The organism is Microbacterium sp. (assembly GCF_047602155.1).
GTDB lineage: Bacteria > Actinomycetota > Actinomycetes > Actinomycetales > Microbacteriaceae > Microbacterium.
This window is the reverse complement of sequence record NZ_JASGHZ010000001.1, coordinates 927,448-942,295: the sequence shown is the minus strand read 5'-3', so window position 1 is coordinate 942,295 and position 14,848 is coordinate 927,448. Positions and strand designations below refer to the sequence as shown.

Below are 14,848 nucleotides of genomic sequence, written 5' to 3'. Positions count from 1 at the left end.
GAACTATGTACTACTTCGGCTACTGCACCTATCTGCTCGATGAGGAGCGCGTCAAGTACCTGCCCGAGGCGAAGACCATCACCAGGGCCAAGGCGCCGAACCACGAGATCCAGTTCCGCTCGGCGAGCGGCCGTGAGGATCGTGGCTGGTGTCACCTCGCTGACCGTGGCTCTGCGCTGGGCAAGACCGCGCAGGGCATGGTCTACGAGGTCAACGACGATCGCGTCAACGACGACTTCGACGACTTCGACATCGTCTATCTGACGGTCCACGGCGACGACGGCAAGGCGTACGACTGCTTCACCTACGTGCTGACGCAGCCGGGCAAGCGGATGCGGCCGCCGCGGTTCTACTGGGAGCGTGTTCCGAACGGGTTCCGTCAGCAGAAGTTCGACGAGGAGTACGTGCAGTCCATCGAGAAGACGTTCGATGAGGCGGCGGAGTGCCCCGACTTCGAGCGTCCGATGCCGTCGGCCACTCCCGGCCGCTCCGCCGCCAGCCGCTGAGGTGAGGCGATGCCGCTTCCCGCAGTGACGATCCTCGGTGTCGGTGCGATGGGAGGGTCGATCCTCCAAGGGCTCCTCGAGTCCGGCATCGACATCCGCGGGGGCCTCCGCATCTCCGACCAGTGGTCGGAGCGCGTGGCGGAGCTCAGCCGGTATTCGAACGTCGTCGGATTCGACGGCGCGGCGGATGCCGATGCGAACCGCCGAGCGGTGCAGGATGCGGGAGTCGTCATCGTTGCGGCCAGGCCCCACCAGATCCGTGACGTCCTCGCCGAGAGCTGAGCATCGCATCCGGGGGAGCTCTGTCACGACCGGTTACGTGAGTCGGCCGGGGGAGCTCGTCACCCCCGGCCGACTCGTCCTCTACGCTCTGATGATCCTGATCTGGGGATCGAGCTTCTTCTTCACGGCTCTGGCGCTGCGGTCGTTCCCGCCGCTGCTGATCGTGCAACTGCGCATGACCATGGCCACGGTCGTGCTCGGGCTCCTCGTCGCGCTGACGGGACGACGGATGCCGAAGAGCCGAGCGCTGTGGGGTCATTTCGTGGTCCTGGGTCTGCTGAGCATCGCGTTTCCCTACGCGGTGCTCACGTGGGCTCAGGTGTGGGTGCCGTCGTCGACCGCGATCGTGCTGTCGAGCACGACGCCGATCTTCGTGTTCCTGATCGCCACAGTGGTGCTGCGCAGCGAGAGGTTCCGGCTGACGCGGCTCGTCGGCATCGGCGTGGCGTTCGCGGGAGTCGTGGTCCTCACCGGCGGCGGGGAGGGCAGTCGCGTCGGCGGCTGGTTCTGGCCGGCGGTGATCGTGTTCAGCTCCGCCGTGTTCGCCGTCGCGAACATCTACACGCGCACGTTCGTCTCGGCGATCGATCCGATGGTGACCGCGTTCCTGCAGCTCGGGTTCGGAGCGCTCTGGCTCGCGCCGGTCACGACGCTCAGCGGCAGCTGGCGATTCGAGGATGCCAGTGCGCTGTCGTGGATCGCGGTGCTCGAACTGGGGCTGCTCGGCTCCGCGCTCGCCTATGTCCTGTTCTTCTTCTTCATCCGGGTGTGGGGATCGACGGCGACGAGCATGAACACCTACCTGCAGCCCGCGGTCGGGGTGCTGCTGGGCGTGTTGGTGCTGCACGAGCGGCCGACCGCGGCAGGCTGGCTCGCGCTCGCGTTGATCGCCGTGGGCACTGTCGTCTTCGGAGCGGCCGGCCTGCGGGGACCGGAGTCCGGCCCGCGCGCGCCGTCCTGAGAGCGCTCGCTCAGCTCTTGCGGATCTCGAGCGTCGTGCCCGCGCCCGCCGTCGTGTCGAAGTAGCAGAAGCCGGTGCCGTTCTTGCGGACCCCGCGCGAGACGACGCCGAGACCGAGATCCCGACCCTTCTGCACGGCCGCGGGCAGGTCGTCGACGTCGAATCCGAGGTGGAACAGGCCTTCACCGCGTTCGTCGAGGAAGCGGCGCTGCGGGGTGTCGTGCTCGCTCGGCTCGCACAGCTGCAGCTGGAAGTTCTCGAGGTCGCAGCACTTGTATCTCATCGCCTTGGTGCCCTCCGGGCTGGGCACCTCGAGCTCCACGTACGGGCTGGACTTCGGGTAGTCGAACCAGGGGCCGATGCCGATGCTCTCGTAGTACTCGACCGCCTTCTCCAGATCCCGCACGATGACGCACACGTGGTGGAGGCGGCGGAACGGGCTCTCGGCAGGGCTCACGACATTCTGCATGCAAGTCAGTATACGCATCTGCTCACTATTCCGCGGGTGTCCGGGAAGAGATCATGACCTAACTTATTTGCTATTAGACGCCCCTCTGGCCGTATGCCGAGAATGGAGCAATTCGGCGCCCCGATGCTCTGGGCCGGCGTTCTTCAGGCCTGCGGTGTCGATACCCGAACGCGCGATGTAGCACCCGCATGACAACAATGCTCCGGAAGGGACAATCATCATGAGTTCACGCACAGCTAGAGGATGGAAGGTCGGTGGAGTCGCGAGTTCTCTCGTGTTGCTCACCGCAGTACTGGGCGCCTGTTCGCCCGCCACGGAGGACTCCTCCGCCAGTGGGGGACGCACAACCTGCTATCCCGGGACGGAGGACGAGCCGCTCGAAGACACTGTTGTGGTCAACACCACAGGTGGCACGATCGCCGATGCGCTCGAGGAAGCGTTCTGGGACGACTTCGAGGAGGAGTGCGGAGTCAAGGTCGAGCGATTCGACATGACCTCGCGCACCTTCGCGCAGCTCACGCAGTTCGCCGAGGCGGAGAGCGCCCCGTTCGACCTCGGCAACACATACAGCCCCGAGGAGTTCACGCTCGGCGTGCAGGCCGGGATCTTCCACGAGCTCCCGGACGACTTCTGGGACGCGTACGAGGGGCAGATGGTCGAGGGCTCCTACAGCGACTATGGCGCCTGGGGCTACGCGGTCGTGTACCTGATGCTCACCAATACGGACGAGTTCCCGGACGGATTGTCCAGCTGGGCCGACTTCTTCGATGCGGACGACTACCCCGGCCCGCGAGGCATCCAGGACGTCGCGCGCACATCCGTGGTGATGGCGCTGTTGGGATCGGGGTACACGCCGGATACCCTCTACCCGATGAGTTGGGACAAGGTCGACGAGGCATTCGCGACGTTGGAGAAGCTCAAGCCGGCGATCCGCACGTTCACGACGCAGTCCGACCAGCCGGTTCAAGGGGTGGGCAGCGGGGACTTCGTTGCCGCGTGGGCGAGCACGGGCCGCGGGCTTGGCGGCATCAAGGACGGACTGCCGATCGCGATCAACTGGACGGCGGGCGGCGACTCGCTCAGCTACGACTGGTACATCCTCAAGAACGCCGAGCACCCGCGCGCGGCCGAGGCGCTCTTGCACTACATGCAGGATGCGCAGCGCCAAGCGAAGTTCTTCGAGCTGTTCGGCTACAGCGCGGGCAACAAGGACATCGTCAAGTACCTCGACGATGAGCAAGCGGCGCAAATCGAGCAGATCATGACGATGTTCACCGCGACGTCGGAGCAGCGCCAATGGTGGGTAGACAACGCGGATGAGTTGCAGAAGCGCTGGGACGCCTGGAAGGCCACCGGCGGCTTCGGCGGCTGATCGGCCACCCGATGGAGCGTGAGACGAAGCTATGAACAGTCGAATGAGCAGGCTGAGCCTGTCGCTGCCGGCGGTCGTCCTGGTCGGAATGTTCTTCGCCGTCCCTCTCGTGATGGCGGTCGTCCAGTCGCTTCAGGTGGACGGGCGATGGACGATCCAGAACTACCTCGATCTGTTCCAGCTGCCGTTCTCACGCTCCATCGGTACCACCCTCGTCGTGTCGGTCTGGACGACGGTGATCACGATCCTCGTGTCGATTCCGGCGTGCAACTTCGTCGCCAAGCGCGGGGGATGGTTCGCGAACGTGTTCTTCCTGGGCATGGCGCTCGCCTTCACGCTCTCAGTTCTGACACGGACTCTCGCGTGGCAGATCCTGCTGGCACGCAACGGTTTTGTGAACACGTTGCTCATGGATGCCGGCCTCATCGACGAACCGCTCGACCTGCTGTACACGCGGTCCGCGGTGCTGGTCTCGATGGTGCAGGTATTCATCCCGATCGCGGCCATGGTGCTCTACTCCGGTATGAAGAGCATCGACCGGAACCTGGTGATGGCCGCGCGTAGCCTCGGCGCGAGCGCCGTGCAGGCCTTCCGGCACGCGTACTGGCCGCAATTCAAGGGCAGCCTCGTGTTCGCAGTTCTCATCGTGTTCTCCGGATCTATCGGCACGTTCGTCGTCCCCGCCGTCCTGGGCGGACCGGACGACGCGATGTTCGGTCAGTTGATGAACGGCGTGCTGACCAGCGACGCGATGAACGGGGCGTCCCGCGCCTCCGCCGCGGGCGTGCTGATGATCGCCTTCCTCTCGGTCGTGCTGCTGGTGGGCCTGCGGATCATGGGCCGCTCCGGCGCGGCCGCGGCTCCTGCACTCGTCGGCGGGATCGCTCAGCGCGGAGAAGTGCGATGAGGCGCGCGCTGCGCGGAGTGAAGTCCGTCGCCATCTACCTCTACGCCGCGCTGTTCATCGCGTTCCTGCTCTTCCCGCTCGTGGTGGTCATCCCCGCGAGCTTCTCGGAGAGCCGCATCCTGAGCTTCCCGCCGAAGGGGTTCACCTTTGACTGGTATGCGCAGCTGTTCGCCAACTCCGGCTGGAGCGAGGCCTTCGCGCTGTCGCTGCGGGTCGCCACGGTGGCGTCGCTGGTGACGGTCGTCTGCGCCGCGCTGCTGGGCCTCCTGCAGTACCGGTTCGCCGCGGTCGGCTCCCTGCTGTGGTTCACCTCGATGCTGCCGCTGTTCGTGCCGAGCATCATCGTCGCGACCGGTCTGTTCACGATCCTGCTCAAGCTCGACATGCTGGGCGACCCGAACATCCTGGCGCTCGCCGACGCGGCTGCCGCGCTGCCGGTGGCGGTTGCGCTGATGGTGAACGCGTTCGGCCGCCTCGGGCCGAACCTGTGGTTCGCGGCGAGCTCGCTGGGCGCGAAGCCGGCCCGTATCGTGAGCAAGGTACTGCTGCCGGAGATGATCATCCCGATCCTGTCGGCGGTCGTCCTCGCCTTCGCCTCGGCGTTCGACGAGGTCACCTTCGCCGTCTTCGTCGGTGTCGGCGGCTCGCAGGTGCTCCCCGCCCGGATGTACTCCTACCTCCTCTATCAATCAGACCCGATCCTTCCCGCCGTCGGCAGTCTGCTGTTTACCGTCGCGCTCGTGTGCGCCCTGCTGGTTCCGCTCCTGGGGCTGGCGCAGCGCGCAGCGCTGCGAGCCCAGCGGGCGCACACCGCAGCGCTCCTGGCCGACATCGACTCCGTCCGAAAGGCCCGATGATGACCTCGTCTACTCCCGCCATCTCCTTGGAGGACGTGACCGTCCGGTACGGGTCGCAGACGGCCGTCGCCAACGTCTCCCTCGCGGTCGAGCAGGGCGAGTTCGTGACGCTGCTGGGCCCCAGCGGCTCGGGCAAGACGACGCTGCTCAACCTCGTCGCCGGCGCGTTCGCCCCGTACAAGGGGACCGTGCGCATCAACGGGAAGGACGTGTCCCACGCTCCCACCCACACCCGCAATATCGGGATGGTCTTCCAGAGCTACACGCTGTTCCCGAGCAAGACGGTGGCGAAGAACGTCGCCTTCCCCCTGGAGATCCGCCGTGAGCCGAAGGAGAAGAAGGAGCGCCGCGTGCTCGACGCGCTGCGCACCGTGCGGCTACTCGACCACGCCGACAAGCTGCCGGCGCAGATCTCGGGAGGACAGGCGCAGCGAGTCGCCCTCGCGCGAGCCATCGTATTCGACCCCGATATTCTGCTGTTCGACGAGCCGCTCGGCGCCCTCGACCGCGCGCTGCGGAAGGACCTGCAGCGCGAGATCCGCCGCATCCAGCAGTCGATCGACGTTCCGGCCCTCTACGTGACGCACGATCAGGAGGAGGCGATGACGATGTCCGATCGCATCGTGCTGTTCCGCGACGGTGGCATCGTGCAGCAGGGGACGCCCCGAGAGGTGTACGAGCAGCCCGCGTCGGTGTGGGCGGCGACCTTCCTCGGAGCGGCCAACGTGTGGCCGATCACGCGGGCGAACCCCGCGTCCGGCGGAGAGGTGACGATCGAGACCGATGGGTTCACCGTGACGCTCCCGGCATCCGCGGGAGATCCCGTCGTCGGCGCCACCAGCGTCGTCAGCCGTCCTGAGGACTGCGTCCTGACGTCTGCCGAGGTAGACGGTGTCCGCTGTCACCCCGGCAGCGTCACCGCCATCGAGTACCTCGGCACCGGGCAGAACGTGACCGTCCGGCTCGTCGGCGGGCCGCAACTGGTCGCGCTGACCAGCGGCCGCGGGCAGCGGTACGAGGTCGGCGAGCCCGTGTTCTGCCACTGGCGCCCGGGCGCGCACTCGATCGTCCCGGCCGACTGATCGGGACGGATCAGGATGCCGGTTCGGTGTACTCGTAACCGCCGGCGGCGAGCCCTCGGAGCGCAGCGGTCACGAACGCGTCTGTGACGTCGGTGCGCCGCCGCGGCATCCACATCACCGAGGAGTGCCACGCGAGCGGATCCCCGTCCAGCGGCTTGAACACCACGCTGTCGGCCGGTGCCTCGATCGACCCGGAGTTGAAGTGCACGCCGAGGTCGGTCTCCACCAGCCCCCAGGCGAACGAGCGGCTGCGGACGTGGTGGACGGTCGCGGGGAGGAACCCCGCATCGCGGCAGGCGATCAGAATCTGGTCGTAGACGGCGGGCGCCATGCTGCGGTGGAAGATCACCAAAGGGCTGTCCTTCAGCTCGGACAGGTGGATGCTGTTGCGCTCGGCGAGCGGGTTCTTCCGCGAGATCCACACCCCCATCGGGCACACCACGACGTCGCTGGACTCCAGCCCCACCCCGTCGACCGGCCGGCGCACCACGGCGATGTCGATCTCTCCGCTGCGCAGCCGCGAGAGGGAGTCGTTCGTCGTGAGCTCGCTGATGCGCAGCAGCACGTCCGGCATCTCGTCCGTCAAAGTCTCGATGATGGTGCGCAACGTCGGCAGCTCGGTGTCCGGCGGCATCCCGACCCGCAACTCTCCGAGCGGACCGCGGCGGATGCGCTGCATGGCGAGGGTGGCGGAGTCGACCTCGCGCAGCACGTTACGGGCGTGCTCGAGGAGGATCGCACCGGCCTCGGTGAGCCGCACGCCCTGGGTGGTGCGCTCGAGCAGCTGCAACCCGAGCTCGCTCTCCAGGTCTTTCACCCGCTGCGAGACCGGCGGCTGCGTCACGTGCAGACGCTGCGCGGCCCGGCCAAAATGGCGCTCTTCTGCCACCGCGACGAAGTAGCGAAGGTGATGCAGCTCCATGGGTTCAGATTATCCCCGGGGTCGGTTGCCGATCGCGGTCCCAGACGCCCTCGACCGAACGGCTGAGCAGGTGCTTGCGGATGCGCTGGCTGGAGGTGTGCTCGAAGCTCCCGACGACCTCGACGTAGCGCGGGATCTGGTACTTGGCCAGCCGCGGCCGGAGCCAGTCCACGAGCGCGCCGGGATCGATCCCGGCACCGGCGACGGGTGTGACGAAGAGCTTGATCTCCTGCTCGCCGACCTCGGCGTCCACGCCGACCACGGCGGCCTCCTCGACGAGCGGGTGCTCTGCGACGACGTGCTCCACCTCCCAGGCCGAAACGTTCTCGCCCCGGCAGCGGAGGCTCTCGGTGAGCCGGCCATGGAAGCGCAGCACTCCGCGCTCGTCGAGCGACCCGACGTCGCCGGTGCGCATGAGGCCGCCCTGCAGCGCACGGCGCGTGGCATCCTCGTCCCGGTAGTAGCCGCGGAAGATCGCGCCCGGCAGGAGCGAGCCGATCGTGATCTCGCCGCGCTCGCCGGCCGGCACCGGCTCGTCGTCCTCGTTCCTGATCGAGATGTCAAACCAGGGGAGGGCGCGTCCGACGACCCCGCCCTCGGTGCCGTCGGCGACGGAGGCGATGCTGGAGGTCTCGGTCATCCCATAGCACTCGTAGATCTCGACGCCGAAGCGCCGGCGCACGGCCTCGAACGCGCCCGCCGGGCATCCGCCGCCCCAGGCCACGCGCACGCCGTGCGACCGATCGAGGTCGGATGCCGGCTGCGACAGCAGCATCTGCAGGATGCCGCCCAGGTAGTGGACGTGCGTGGCGCCAGCATCGGCCGCCTGACGCCAGAAGCGGCTCGCGCTGAAACGGCTGACCAGTGCGAGCCGCACGTCGAGCAGGATCGGGAGGGCCAGCAGCTGGGCTCCGCCGATGTGATGCAGCGCCTCCCAGACGAACAGGACCGCGCCTTCATCGGCGCGGGAGACGCGGATCGCGGCCTCGGCGGCGATCCTCAGCATCCGGTGGGTCACGATCACCGCCTTGGGCGGGCCCGTCGTGCCCGACGTGTACATGAACGCGAGGGACCTCGTCCTGGTGTGGCGGCGTCTCGTCGAACCCCGCGCCCTCGCCGCGCTCGGCGGGCAGGAACACGTCGGCGTGCAGAGTCGAGGCCGGGACCACCCGCACTCCGGCTGGGAGCACGGTCTCGTCGACGAACCCGCGCAGCTCGTCGTCGACCACCACGACGCGCGGATCGCTGTGCTCCAGCAGATACGCCAGCCCGGCGCCGCGCTGCTGCGGGTTGACCGGCACCCAGACGGCCCCGGCCCTCGCGAGGCCGAAGACCATGGCGACCATCTGCGCGGAGTTGCGCATCATGACCGCGACGCGGTCGCCCCGCGACACGCCCTGCACCCGCAGCCAGTGGGCGAAGGCGTCCGCGCCCGCGCCGATGCGTGCGAACGTGTACGGCACGCCGTCGAGGGACAGGAACACCCGATCTGGCTGGGTGCGGCACAGCTCCACGAAGGGCGCAACGTATCCGGCATCTACGCCCGGAATGGCGTCTGTCATGGGAACAAAACCTTTCTGGAAGATCTCCCGGGCGCGCGACATCGCCGCGCGACGCGGGGGCGAGGAAGCAGCTCGCGGGATCGTCCGAAGGTGCGGCCGGATCCGCCGCGATGTCCGAGATCCCGCAGTCGTGGTGTTGCTCCTGGAGCAGGTTCTCCAGGCCTGTCGCAAGGAATCTAACAGCTTCCCGTTCGCGTCGACCTCCCTGGCCGACATCAAGTTGGTATGACCGTGATCAAGTCTTGATGTTGGACATTCCGACGCTGCGCTTGCTGAGATCTCAAGTACACGCAGTCGTGCGTCGAAAGGGATCCCATGTCCGATATCGAGTTCGAGCGGGACGGCGAGATCGCCATCATCACGCTGAACCGCCCTGAGAAGCTCAACGCCTGGACCGGCTCGATGCGAGAGCTGCTGATCGAGCGCATCGAGGCGCTGCGAGGCGACGAGTCCGTCCGCGCAGTGATCTTCACGGGTGCCGGGCGGGCGTTCTGCGCGGGGCAGGATCTCGGGGAGTCGGCGCTCATCGACCCCGAGGACCACGAGGCCGCCGAGGCGTGGATCGACGGCTTCGAGCGTCTCTACCGGGCCGTGCTCGGGATCGAGCAGATCACCATCGCCGCCGTCAACGGCGTCGCCGCCGGGTCCGGCTTCCAGTTCGCGCTGCTGGCCGATCTCCGCGTGGGGGATGCCGAGGTGCGCATGGGTCAGCCCGAGGTGCGCTCGGGCATCCCGAGCATCACCGGCGCGTGGGTGATGTCCGGCATCCTCGGACGGGCGAAGACGGCGGAGTTCGTCCTCACCGGTGACCTCGTCGACGGCGTCGAGGCGCACCGGCTCAACCTGCTGAGCCGCCTCGTGGCGCCCGGCACCGTGCGGGAGGCGTCGCGTGCGCTCGCGTGCCGGCTCGCGCAGCTCCCACCCGGCGCGGTGCGACTGACCAAGGACCACCTCCGCAGCCTCGACGAGGAGGGGATGGCCGCCGCCTTCGCCGCGGCCAAGGCGATCCACAGGGTCGCCTACGCGTCCGGCGAGCCGCAGCAGCAGATGCGGAAGTTCCTGGCCGAGCGCTCTGCGCGCTGACGATCTGACGGAAGGCACCTCACATGCACTACTTCGCGTACGGAACCCTGCTGCTGGAGGAGGAGCTGCGCCGCAGCCTTCCCGAGGCACGGCGGGTCACCCATGCCAGCGCGGTCAACCACGAGACCCAGTTCCGGTCGGTGCGCGGCCGCGCCGACCGCGGCTGGAGCCACCTCGCCGACGTCGACACGTTCGGCATGGTCGCCCGTGGCGAGGTGCTCGAGGTCGACGACCGGCGCCTGAGCGAGCGGGCCCCCGACTACGACCTGCTCTTCCTGACGGTGCGTGGCGACGACGGTGTCCACTACGACTGCTTCACCTACGCGATGAGTGCCCCCGGCATCCGGCAGCGGCCTCCTCGCTACTACTGGGATCTCGTGATCGACGGCTTCCGGGAGCAGGGGTTCGCGCAGGAGGATCTGGATAGGCTGCAGACGATGTTCGACGAGTCGGCGGAGTGCCCCGACTTCGACCGTCCGCGGACGGACCATTGACCCCGAACGACGGGAGACGACGATGACCCGGCCCGAGTTGTTCCCCGAAGTGCGCAGCGTCCTGGACGCTCCGCCGCGGATCTACGTCGACGGGCGCTGGCAGGAGCGCGGGGCCGCGCAGGCGCTTGCCTCGCTTGACCCCGCCACCGGACGGCAGCATGCGTCGATCGCCCGTGGCACCGCCGCGGATGTCGACGCCGCCGTGTCCGCGGCGACCAAGGCGCTGGGCGGGGAGTGGGGCCGGACGAGCCCCGATGCGCGGGGCCGGATGCTGTGGCGCATCTCCGAGCTGATCGCCGAGCATGGCGACCGGCTCGCACAGCTGGAGTCGATGGACAGCGGCAAGCCGATCACGCCGACCCGGCAGGGTGACGTTCCGGGCACCGCGGAGATCTTCCGGTACTACGCAGGATGGACGACCAAGATCTCCGGCCGGACGCGCGACCTGACGATCCCTCAGGCCTTCGGCATGACGCTGCGCCAGCCGGTCGGCGTCTGCGGGATGATCATCCCCTGGAACTTCCCGCTGCTGATGGTCGCGTACAAGCTCGCGCCGGCGCTGGCCGCCGGCTGCACGATGGTCCTGAAACCGTCCGAGTACACGTCCCTCAGCGCGCTGTACCTGTGCGATCTCCTTCGCGAGGCGGGAGTGCCAGACGGGGTCGTCAACGTCGTCACCGGCCTCGGAGCCGAGGTCGGCGATGCGATCGTGCGGCACCCGGGGATCGACAAGGTCGCCTTCACCGGCAGCACGGCGGTGGGCCGGCAGGTGATGCGCGGGGCGGCCGAGTCCAACCTCAAGAACATCGCGCTGGAGCTTGGCGGCAAGAGCCCGAACATCGTCTTCGAGGACGCCGACCTCGACCGCGCCGCGGAGGTCGTCGCGCGCGGCATCTTCGGCAACATGGGGCAGAACTGCACGGCCGGGTCGCGCATCCTCGTGCAGCGCGGGATTTACGACGACCTCGTCGAGGCGCTCAGTCGCCGCGCCGAGGGACTCGTCGTCGGCGACAGCCTGCAGGACGACACGCAGATCGGCCCGCTGGTCAACGTCGATCAGCTCAACCGGGTGCGCGGCTACGTCGCCCTGGCCGAGGAGGAGGGCGCCCGCATCACCACGGAGCGCGACCTCGGTGCGGCGCTGTCCGCCGGCGGCTACTTCGTCCGCCCCACGATCGTTGCCGACGCGTCCAACGCGATGCGGGTGGCGCGGGAGGAGATCTTCGGTCCCGTCGCGTGCGTCATCCCGTTCGACACGGAGGCGGATGCCGTGGCCATCGGCAACGACGCCGAGTATGCGCTGGCGGCGGGGGTCTGGACGACCGACCTGTCCCGTGCGCACCGGATGGCAAAGCAGCTGCGCGCCGGAGTCGTGTGGGTGAACACGTACAACAGCACCGATCCGTCGATGCCGTTCGGCGGGGTCGGCCAGAGCGGCATCGGACGCGAGCTCGGCCCCGAGGGCATCGAGGCATACCTGGAGACCAAGGCCGTCGTGATCCATGTCGAGGATGCCGAGCCCGCCGCGCGCGGCGAGGACCGGTCCGATGACTGATGCACCGTCCGCCCTCGCGGAGCTGCGTCTGGCCGTCCAGACGTCGGCGGCGAACGACGTCGTCGTCCTCGACGTGCAGGGCGAGCCGTCCGTCATGGTGCGGATCCCGAAGTTCCGGATGTCGGAGGTCGTCGACGGCGGGAGCGACGAGGTCCATCCCGCCTTCGTCGTCGGCGGGCGTGAGGTCGAGGAGATCTGGATCTCGAAATACGAGAACTGCGTGCGAGACGGTCTGGCGTACTCGCTCCCGGCTGTCGTTCCGGCCGGCGGGATCTCCTTCGACGGAGCCGTCGCGGCGTGCGAGGGCAAGGGGCCGGGTTGGCATCTGATGACCAATGCGGAGTGGGCCGCGATCGCGCTGTGGTGCCAGCGGAACGGGACGCTGCCCTACGGCAACGACCACGAGGGCAGGGACCACCGCGAGAGCGTCGCCAGCGCACTCCCCGTCCCCGGAGGCGCCGGGCCGACGCTGACCGGCACCGGGCCCCTCCGCTGGACGCACGACGGCACCTCGGGCGGGATCCGGGGTCTGCGCGGCAACGACTGCGAGCTGGTCGGCGGGGTGCGCACCGTCCGCGGCGAGATCCAGGTCATCCCCGGGAACGACGCGGCCACCGGCGTCGACCAGGCCGCCGCCTCGGACGCGTGGCGTGCCGTTCTCCCCGACGGGAGGCTGGTCGCGCCCGGCACGGCAGGAACACTCCGGTACGTCTTCTCCGAAGGTGGCGCCGGCAGCCTCGGCCACGGCGATCACTCCTTCGCTGGTGGCGTCTGGACGGTGGGTACCGACCCCGCCCCCCAGGCCGACGCATGCAGCTTCTGCGAGTTCGCGCAGATCGCCGCAGCCCCCGGAGTCGAGATCCCGGAGGTGCTCGTCGCGCTCGCGCTGTTTCCCGCCCCCGGCGCGGTCCCCGACGGGAAGGTCTTCATCAACGCCGGTGCTGCCGAGAAGATCTTCAACCGCGCTGAGGCGTACAACACCTCTCCCGGTACCGCCGGGATGTTCTACTTCAGCAGCAACGGCGACCGCGACCGGGAGCACCCGAACATCGGGTTCCGCAGCGCATACCTCCCCGACCCATCCCAGCGACCGTGAAGAACGTGAGGAACACCATGGACAGCAAAGAGGCGCTTCGGCTCGCCGTGCAGACCTTTGCCGGCAACAACGACGTCGTCTACGACGTGAGGGACAAGCCGTCGATCATGGTGCGCATCCCCCGGTTCCGTATCGGCGAGGTCATGGACGGCGGCGGTGATGAGATCCACCCCGCCTTCGTCGTGAACGGTCGGGTCGTCGAGGAGATCTACCTGTCGAAGTACGAGGCGAGCATGGAGGACGGCCTCGCCTACTCGTTGCCGGCCCGCCTCCCCGCCGGCGAGATCACGTTCGACGAGGCCATCGCTGCATGCGAGGGCAAGGGGCCCGGATGGCATCTCATGACGAATGCGGAATGGGCCGCCATCCTGCTGTGGTGCCGCAAGAACGGCACGGTGCCCCAGGGCAACGTGCACTTCGGCAAGGAGCTCGAGCCGGTGCGCAGCGCGATCCCCGCCGACTACGGCGTGGATGACGAGGCGGGGAAGATCGCCCGCGTGCTCACCGGGACGGGACCGCTGAACTGGACGCACGACGGCACACCGGGAGGCATCTGGGGGCTGCGCGGCAACCTCGTGCAGATGATCGGCGGCATCCGCACGTCGTACGGTGAGATCCAGGTCATCCCGGACAACGACGCGGCGGTCGGGGCGGACCAGGCGCCCAACTCTCGCCAGTGGCGGGCGATCCTCCAGGACGGGAGTCTCGTCGTCCCGGGCACGCCCGGTACCCTCAAGGTCCAATACGTGGAGGATGCCGCCGAGAACCAGGAGGTCATCTGGAGGGGCGTCGGTGCCGGCGGCAAGTGGGTGATCACCACCGAGGTGACCAGACGGCATGAGGGCAGCCAGAGTGGGGATTTCCACCGGATGGCCGCGGCGCCGGGAGTCGTGGTCCCCGACATCCTCAAGACGCTCCTGCTCTTTCCCGCCGACGAGGGGAAGTACGGTGGGCGCATCTTCCTCGACAATGCTGCTCCCGACCAGATCTTCAACCGTGCGGACGCTCATCACGCGCTACCCGGTGGCGGGGCGTTCTATTACAGCGGCCGGGGAGACCGGAACCGTCGACTGAAGGCGGTGGGCTTCCGCCTCGCCTATGTCCCCCCGGCGTGAAGCCGGGGCATCCGAACGATGACGAAGGGAAGAAGACCATGACCCACGATGACCTCCTGCGGCAGCGGAACCTTGCCACGGTGCGCGAGTTCATGACGCTGTGGGGGCCCGACCGTGGCCGCCGCCGCATCGAGCTCGCCCATCCCGAAGCCAAGGTGCTCGTGCAGATGAGCCCGGATCCCGCGCCGGGAGTCCATGACTTCGTGTGGTGGGCGCATCGCACCGCCGAGGTGTTTCCGGACTATGGGCCGACCGACTACGAGTTGTACGAGACGGAGGATCCCAACCGGTTCATCGTCCGCACCGTCGGAGCGGGGGCGAGAGTCGAGGACGACGGCACTCACACGCCTGTCGCATATCCGTACCTCTACGGATTCCTCATGGACTCCGGTCGCATCCGGCTTTTCGAGGAGCATGTCGACGAGTTGGGCCGGCTGTGGCCGGCGTCGGGCGTCGAACTCACCTACCCGACGCCGGGAAATCAGCCTCGCTGAGCCTCGAGTCCACCGGGCACCCGGTCCCCCCGGCGCGTCGCTGACGCCCTCGTCAGTGCGTGACGCTCCGTGAGAAACCAGATTCTGCGTG

Annotated in this window: 17 protein-coding genes; 13 read left to right on the top strand and 4 right to left on the bottom strand. The window is 68.1% G+C overall.

The features are described 5' to 3' along the window. Nucleotides 1–5: 5 nt before the first annotated feature. The 3 genes from QM720_RS04450 to QM720_RS04440 are packed head-to-tail and all read left to right on the top strand — an operon-like array spanning nt 6 to nt 1,749. The gene (locus QM720_RS04450) at nt 6–506 is read left to right on the top strand and encodes a hypothetical protein (RefSeq protein ID WP_415124952.1); all 501 of its coding nucleotides are present in this window, start codon (nt 6–8) and stop codon (nt 504–506) included. Nucleotides 507–515: 9 nt separating this feature from the next. Further along, the gene (locus QM720_RS04445; protein ID WP_415124951.1) at nt 516–788 is read left to right on the top strand and encodes an NAD(P)-binding domain-containing protein; all 273 of its coding nucleotides are present in this window, start codon (nt 516–518) and stop codon (nt 786–788) included. Nucleotides 789–825: 37 nt separating this feature from the next. After that, nucleotides 826–1,749 (top strand): DMT family transporter, encoded by a 924-nt coding sequence (locus QM720_RS04440; RefSeq protein ID WP_415124950.1) that lies wholly within the window; start codon nt 826–828, stop codon nt 1,747–1,749. A gap of 10 nt (nt 1,750–1,759) precedes the next feature. Here QM720_RS04440 and QM720_RS04435 read toward each other — a convergent pair whose 3' ends face one another. Continuing rightward, on the bottom strand, nt 1,760–2,218 hold the full coding sequence (locus QM720_RS04435; protein ID WP_415124949.1) for a VOC family protein: 459 nt from the start codon (nt 2,216–2,218) through the stop codon (nt 1,760–1,762). A gap of 391 nt (nt 2,219–2,609) precedes the next feature. Between QM720_RS04435 and QM720_RS04430 the strand changes: the two genes are divergently transcribed. Genes QM720_RS04430 through QM720_RS04415 form a run of 4 tightly spaced genes read left to right on the top strand, consistent with a single transcriptional unit; the run spans nt 2,610 to nt 6,436 of the window. Continuing rightward, nucleotides 2,610–3,590, top strand: coding sequence for an ABC transporter substrate-binding protein (locus QM720_RS04430; protein WP_415124948.1), 981 nt, complete (start codon nt 2,610–2,612; stop codon nt 3,588–3,590). A gap of 43 nt (nt 3,591–3,633) precedes the next feature. Further along, nucleotides 3,634–4,497, top strand: coding sequence for an ABC transporter permease (locus QM720_RS04425; RefSeq protein WP_415124947.1), 864 nt, complete (start codon nt 3,634–3,636; stop codon nt 4,495–4,497). A gap of 17 nt (nt 4,498–4,514) precedes the next feature. Beyond that, the gene (locus QM720_RS04420) at nt 4,515–5,354 is read left to right on the top strand and encodes an ABC transporter permease (protein ID WP_415124946.1); all 840 of its coding nucleotides are present in this window, start codon (nt 4,515–4,517) and stop codon (nt 5,352–5,354) included. Then, the gene (locus tag QM720_RS04415; RefSeq protein ID WP_415124945.1) at nt 5,354–6,436 is read left to right on the top strand and encodes an ABC transporter ATP-binding protein; all 1,083 of its coding nucleotides are present in this window, start codon (nt 5,354–5,356) and stop codon (nt 6,434–6,436) included. Before QM720_RS04420 ends, QM720_RS04415 begins: the two co-directional genes overlap by 1 nt. A 10-nt stretch (nt 6,437–6,446) precedes the next feature. Here the strand turns inward: QM720_RS04415 and QM720_RS04410 are convergent, their stop codons facing one another. Genes QM720_RS04410 through QM720_RS04400 form a run of 3 tightly spaced genes read right to left on the bottom strand, consistent with a single transcriptional unit; the run spans nt 6,447 to nt 8,920 of the window. Beyond that, a complete protein-coding gene (locus tag QM720_RS04410; RefSeq protein WP_415124944.1) occupies nt 6,447–7,358 on the bottom strand; it encodes a LysR substrate-binding domain-containing protein in 912 nt (303 codons plus the stop codon). A gap of 4 nt (nt 7,359–7,362) precedes the next feature. After that, the gene (locus QM720_RS04405) at nt 7,363–8,376 is read right to left on the bottom strand and encodes an AMP-binding protein (protein WP_415124943.1); all 1,014 of its coding nucleotides are present in this window, start codon (nt 8,374–8,376) and stop codon (nt 7,363–7,365) included. Continuing rightward, nucleotides 8,315–8,920, bottom strand: coding sequence for an AMP-binding protein (locus tag QM720_RS04400; RefSeq protein ID WP_415124942.1), 606 nt, complete (start codon nt 8,918–8,920; stop codon nt 8,315–8,317). The genes QM720_RS04405 and QM720_RS04400 overlap by 62 nt, the downstream gene beginning before the upstream one ends. A gap of 315 nt (nt 8,921–9,235) precedes the next feature. Between QM720_RS04400 and QM720_RS04395 the strand changes: the two genes are divergently transcribed. The 6 genes from QM720_RS04395 to QM720_RS04370 are packed head-to-tail and all read left to right on the top strand — an operon-like array spanning nt 9,236 to nt 14,757. Beyond that, nucleotides 9,236–10,003, top strand: a complete 768-nt coding sequence (locus tag QM720_RS04395) for an enoyl-CoA hydratase/isomerase family protein (protein ID WP_415124941.1) — start codon at nt 9,236–9,238, stop codon at nt 10,001–10,003. A 23-nt stretch (nt 10,004–10,026) separates the two neighbouring features. Next, nucleotides 10,027–10,497, top strand: coding sequence for a gamma-glutamylcyclotransferase family protein (locus QM720_RS04390; protein ID WP_415124940.1), 471 nt, complete (start codon nt 10,027–10,029; stop codon nt 10,495–10,497). Nucleotides 10,498–10,519: 22 nt separating this feature from the next. Then, a complete protein-coding gene (locus QM720_RS04385) occupies nt 10,520–12,052 on the top strand; it encodes an aldehyde dehydrogenase family protein (protein WP_415124939.1) in 1,533 nt (510 codons plus the stop codon). Further along, entirely contained in the window at nt 12,045–13,148 is a 1,104-nt protein-coding gene (locus tag QM720_RS04380; RefSeq protein WP_415124938.1) for a hypothetical protein, read from the top strand. Before QM720_RS04385 ends, QM720_RS04380 begins: the two co-directional genes overlap by 8 nt. Before the next feature lie 17 nt (nt 13,149–13,165). Continuing rightward, nucleotides 13,166–14,263, top strand: coding sequence for a hypothetical protein (locus tag QM720_RS04375; protein ID WP_415124937.1), 1,098 nt, complete (start codon nt 13,166–13,168; stop codon nt 14,261–14,263). A 38-nt stretch (nt 14,264–14,301) separates the two neighbouring features. Further along, a complete protein-coding gene (locus QM720_RS04370; protein WP_415124936.1) occupies nt 14,302–14,757 on the top strand; it encodes a PhzA/PhzB family protein in 456 nt (151 codons plus the stop codon). The last annotated feature ends 91 nt before the right edge of the window (nt 14,758–14,848 follow it).

Bases quoted from the DNA above. Each gene is read 5' to 3' on its own strand.
- QM720_RS04385 (WP_415124939.1), top strand. From the start codon at position 10,520: ATGACCCGGCCCGAGTTGTTCCCCGAAGTGCGCAGCGTCCTGGACGCT.
- QM720_RS04380 (WP_415124938.1), top strand. From the start codon at position 12,045: ATGACTGATGCACCGTCCGCCCTCGCGGAGCTGCGTCTGGCCGTCCAG.
- QM720_RS04370 (WP_415124936.1), top strand. From the start codon at position 14,302: ATGACCCACGATGACCTCCTGCGGCAGCGGAACCTTGCCACGGTGCGC.
- QM720_RS04435 (WP_415124949.1), bottom strand. From the start codon at position 2,218: ATGCAGAATGTCGTGAGCCCTGCCGAGAGCCCGTTCCGCCGCCTCCAC.
- QM720_RS04375 (WP_415124937.1), top strand. From the start codon at position 13,166: ATGGACAGCAAAGAGGCGCTTCGGCTCGCCGTGCAGACCTTTGCCGGC.
- QM720_RS04410 (WP_415124944.1), bottom strand. From the start codon at position 7,358: ATGGAGCTGCATCACCTTCGCTACTTCGTCGCGGTGGCAGAAGAGCGC.
- QM720_RS04400 (WP_415124942.1), bottom strand. From the start codon at position 8,920: ATGACAGACGCCATTCCGGGCGTAGATGCCGGATACGTTGCGCCCTTC.
- QM720_RS04395 (WP_415124941.1), top strand. From the start codon at position 9,236: ATGTCCGATATCGAGTTCGAGCGGGACGGCGAGATCGCCATCATCACG.
- QM720_RS04390 (WP_415124940.1), top strand. From the start codon at position 10,027: ATGCACTACTTCGCGTACGGAACCCTGCTGCTGGAGGAGGAGCTGCGC.
- QM720_RS04415 (WP_415124945.1), top strand. From the start codon at position 5,354: ATGACCTCGTCTACTCCCGCCATCTCCTTGGAGGACGTGACCGTCCGG.
- QM720_RS04445 (WP_415124951.1), top strand. From the start codon at position 516: ATGCCGCTTCCCGCAGTGACGATCCTCGGTGTCGGTGCGATGGGAGGG.
- QM720_RS04450 (WP_415124952.1), top strand. From the start codon at position 6: ATGTACTACTTCGGCTACTGCACCTATCTGCTCGATGAGGAGCGCGTC.
- QM720_RS04425 (WP_415124947.1), top strand. From the start codon at position 3,634: ATGAGCAGGCTGAGCCTGTCGCTGCCGGCGGTCGTCCTGGTCGGAATG.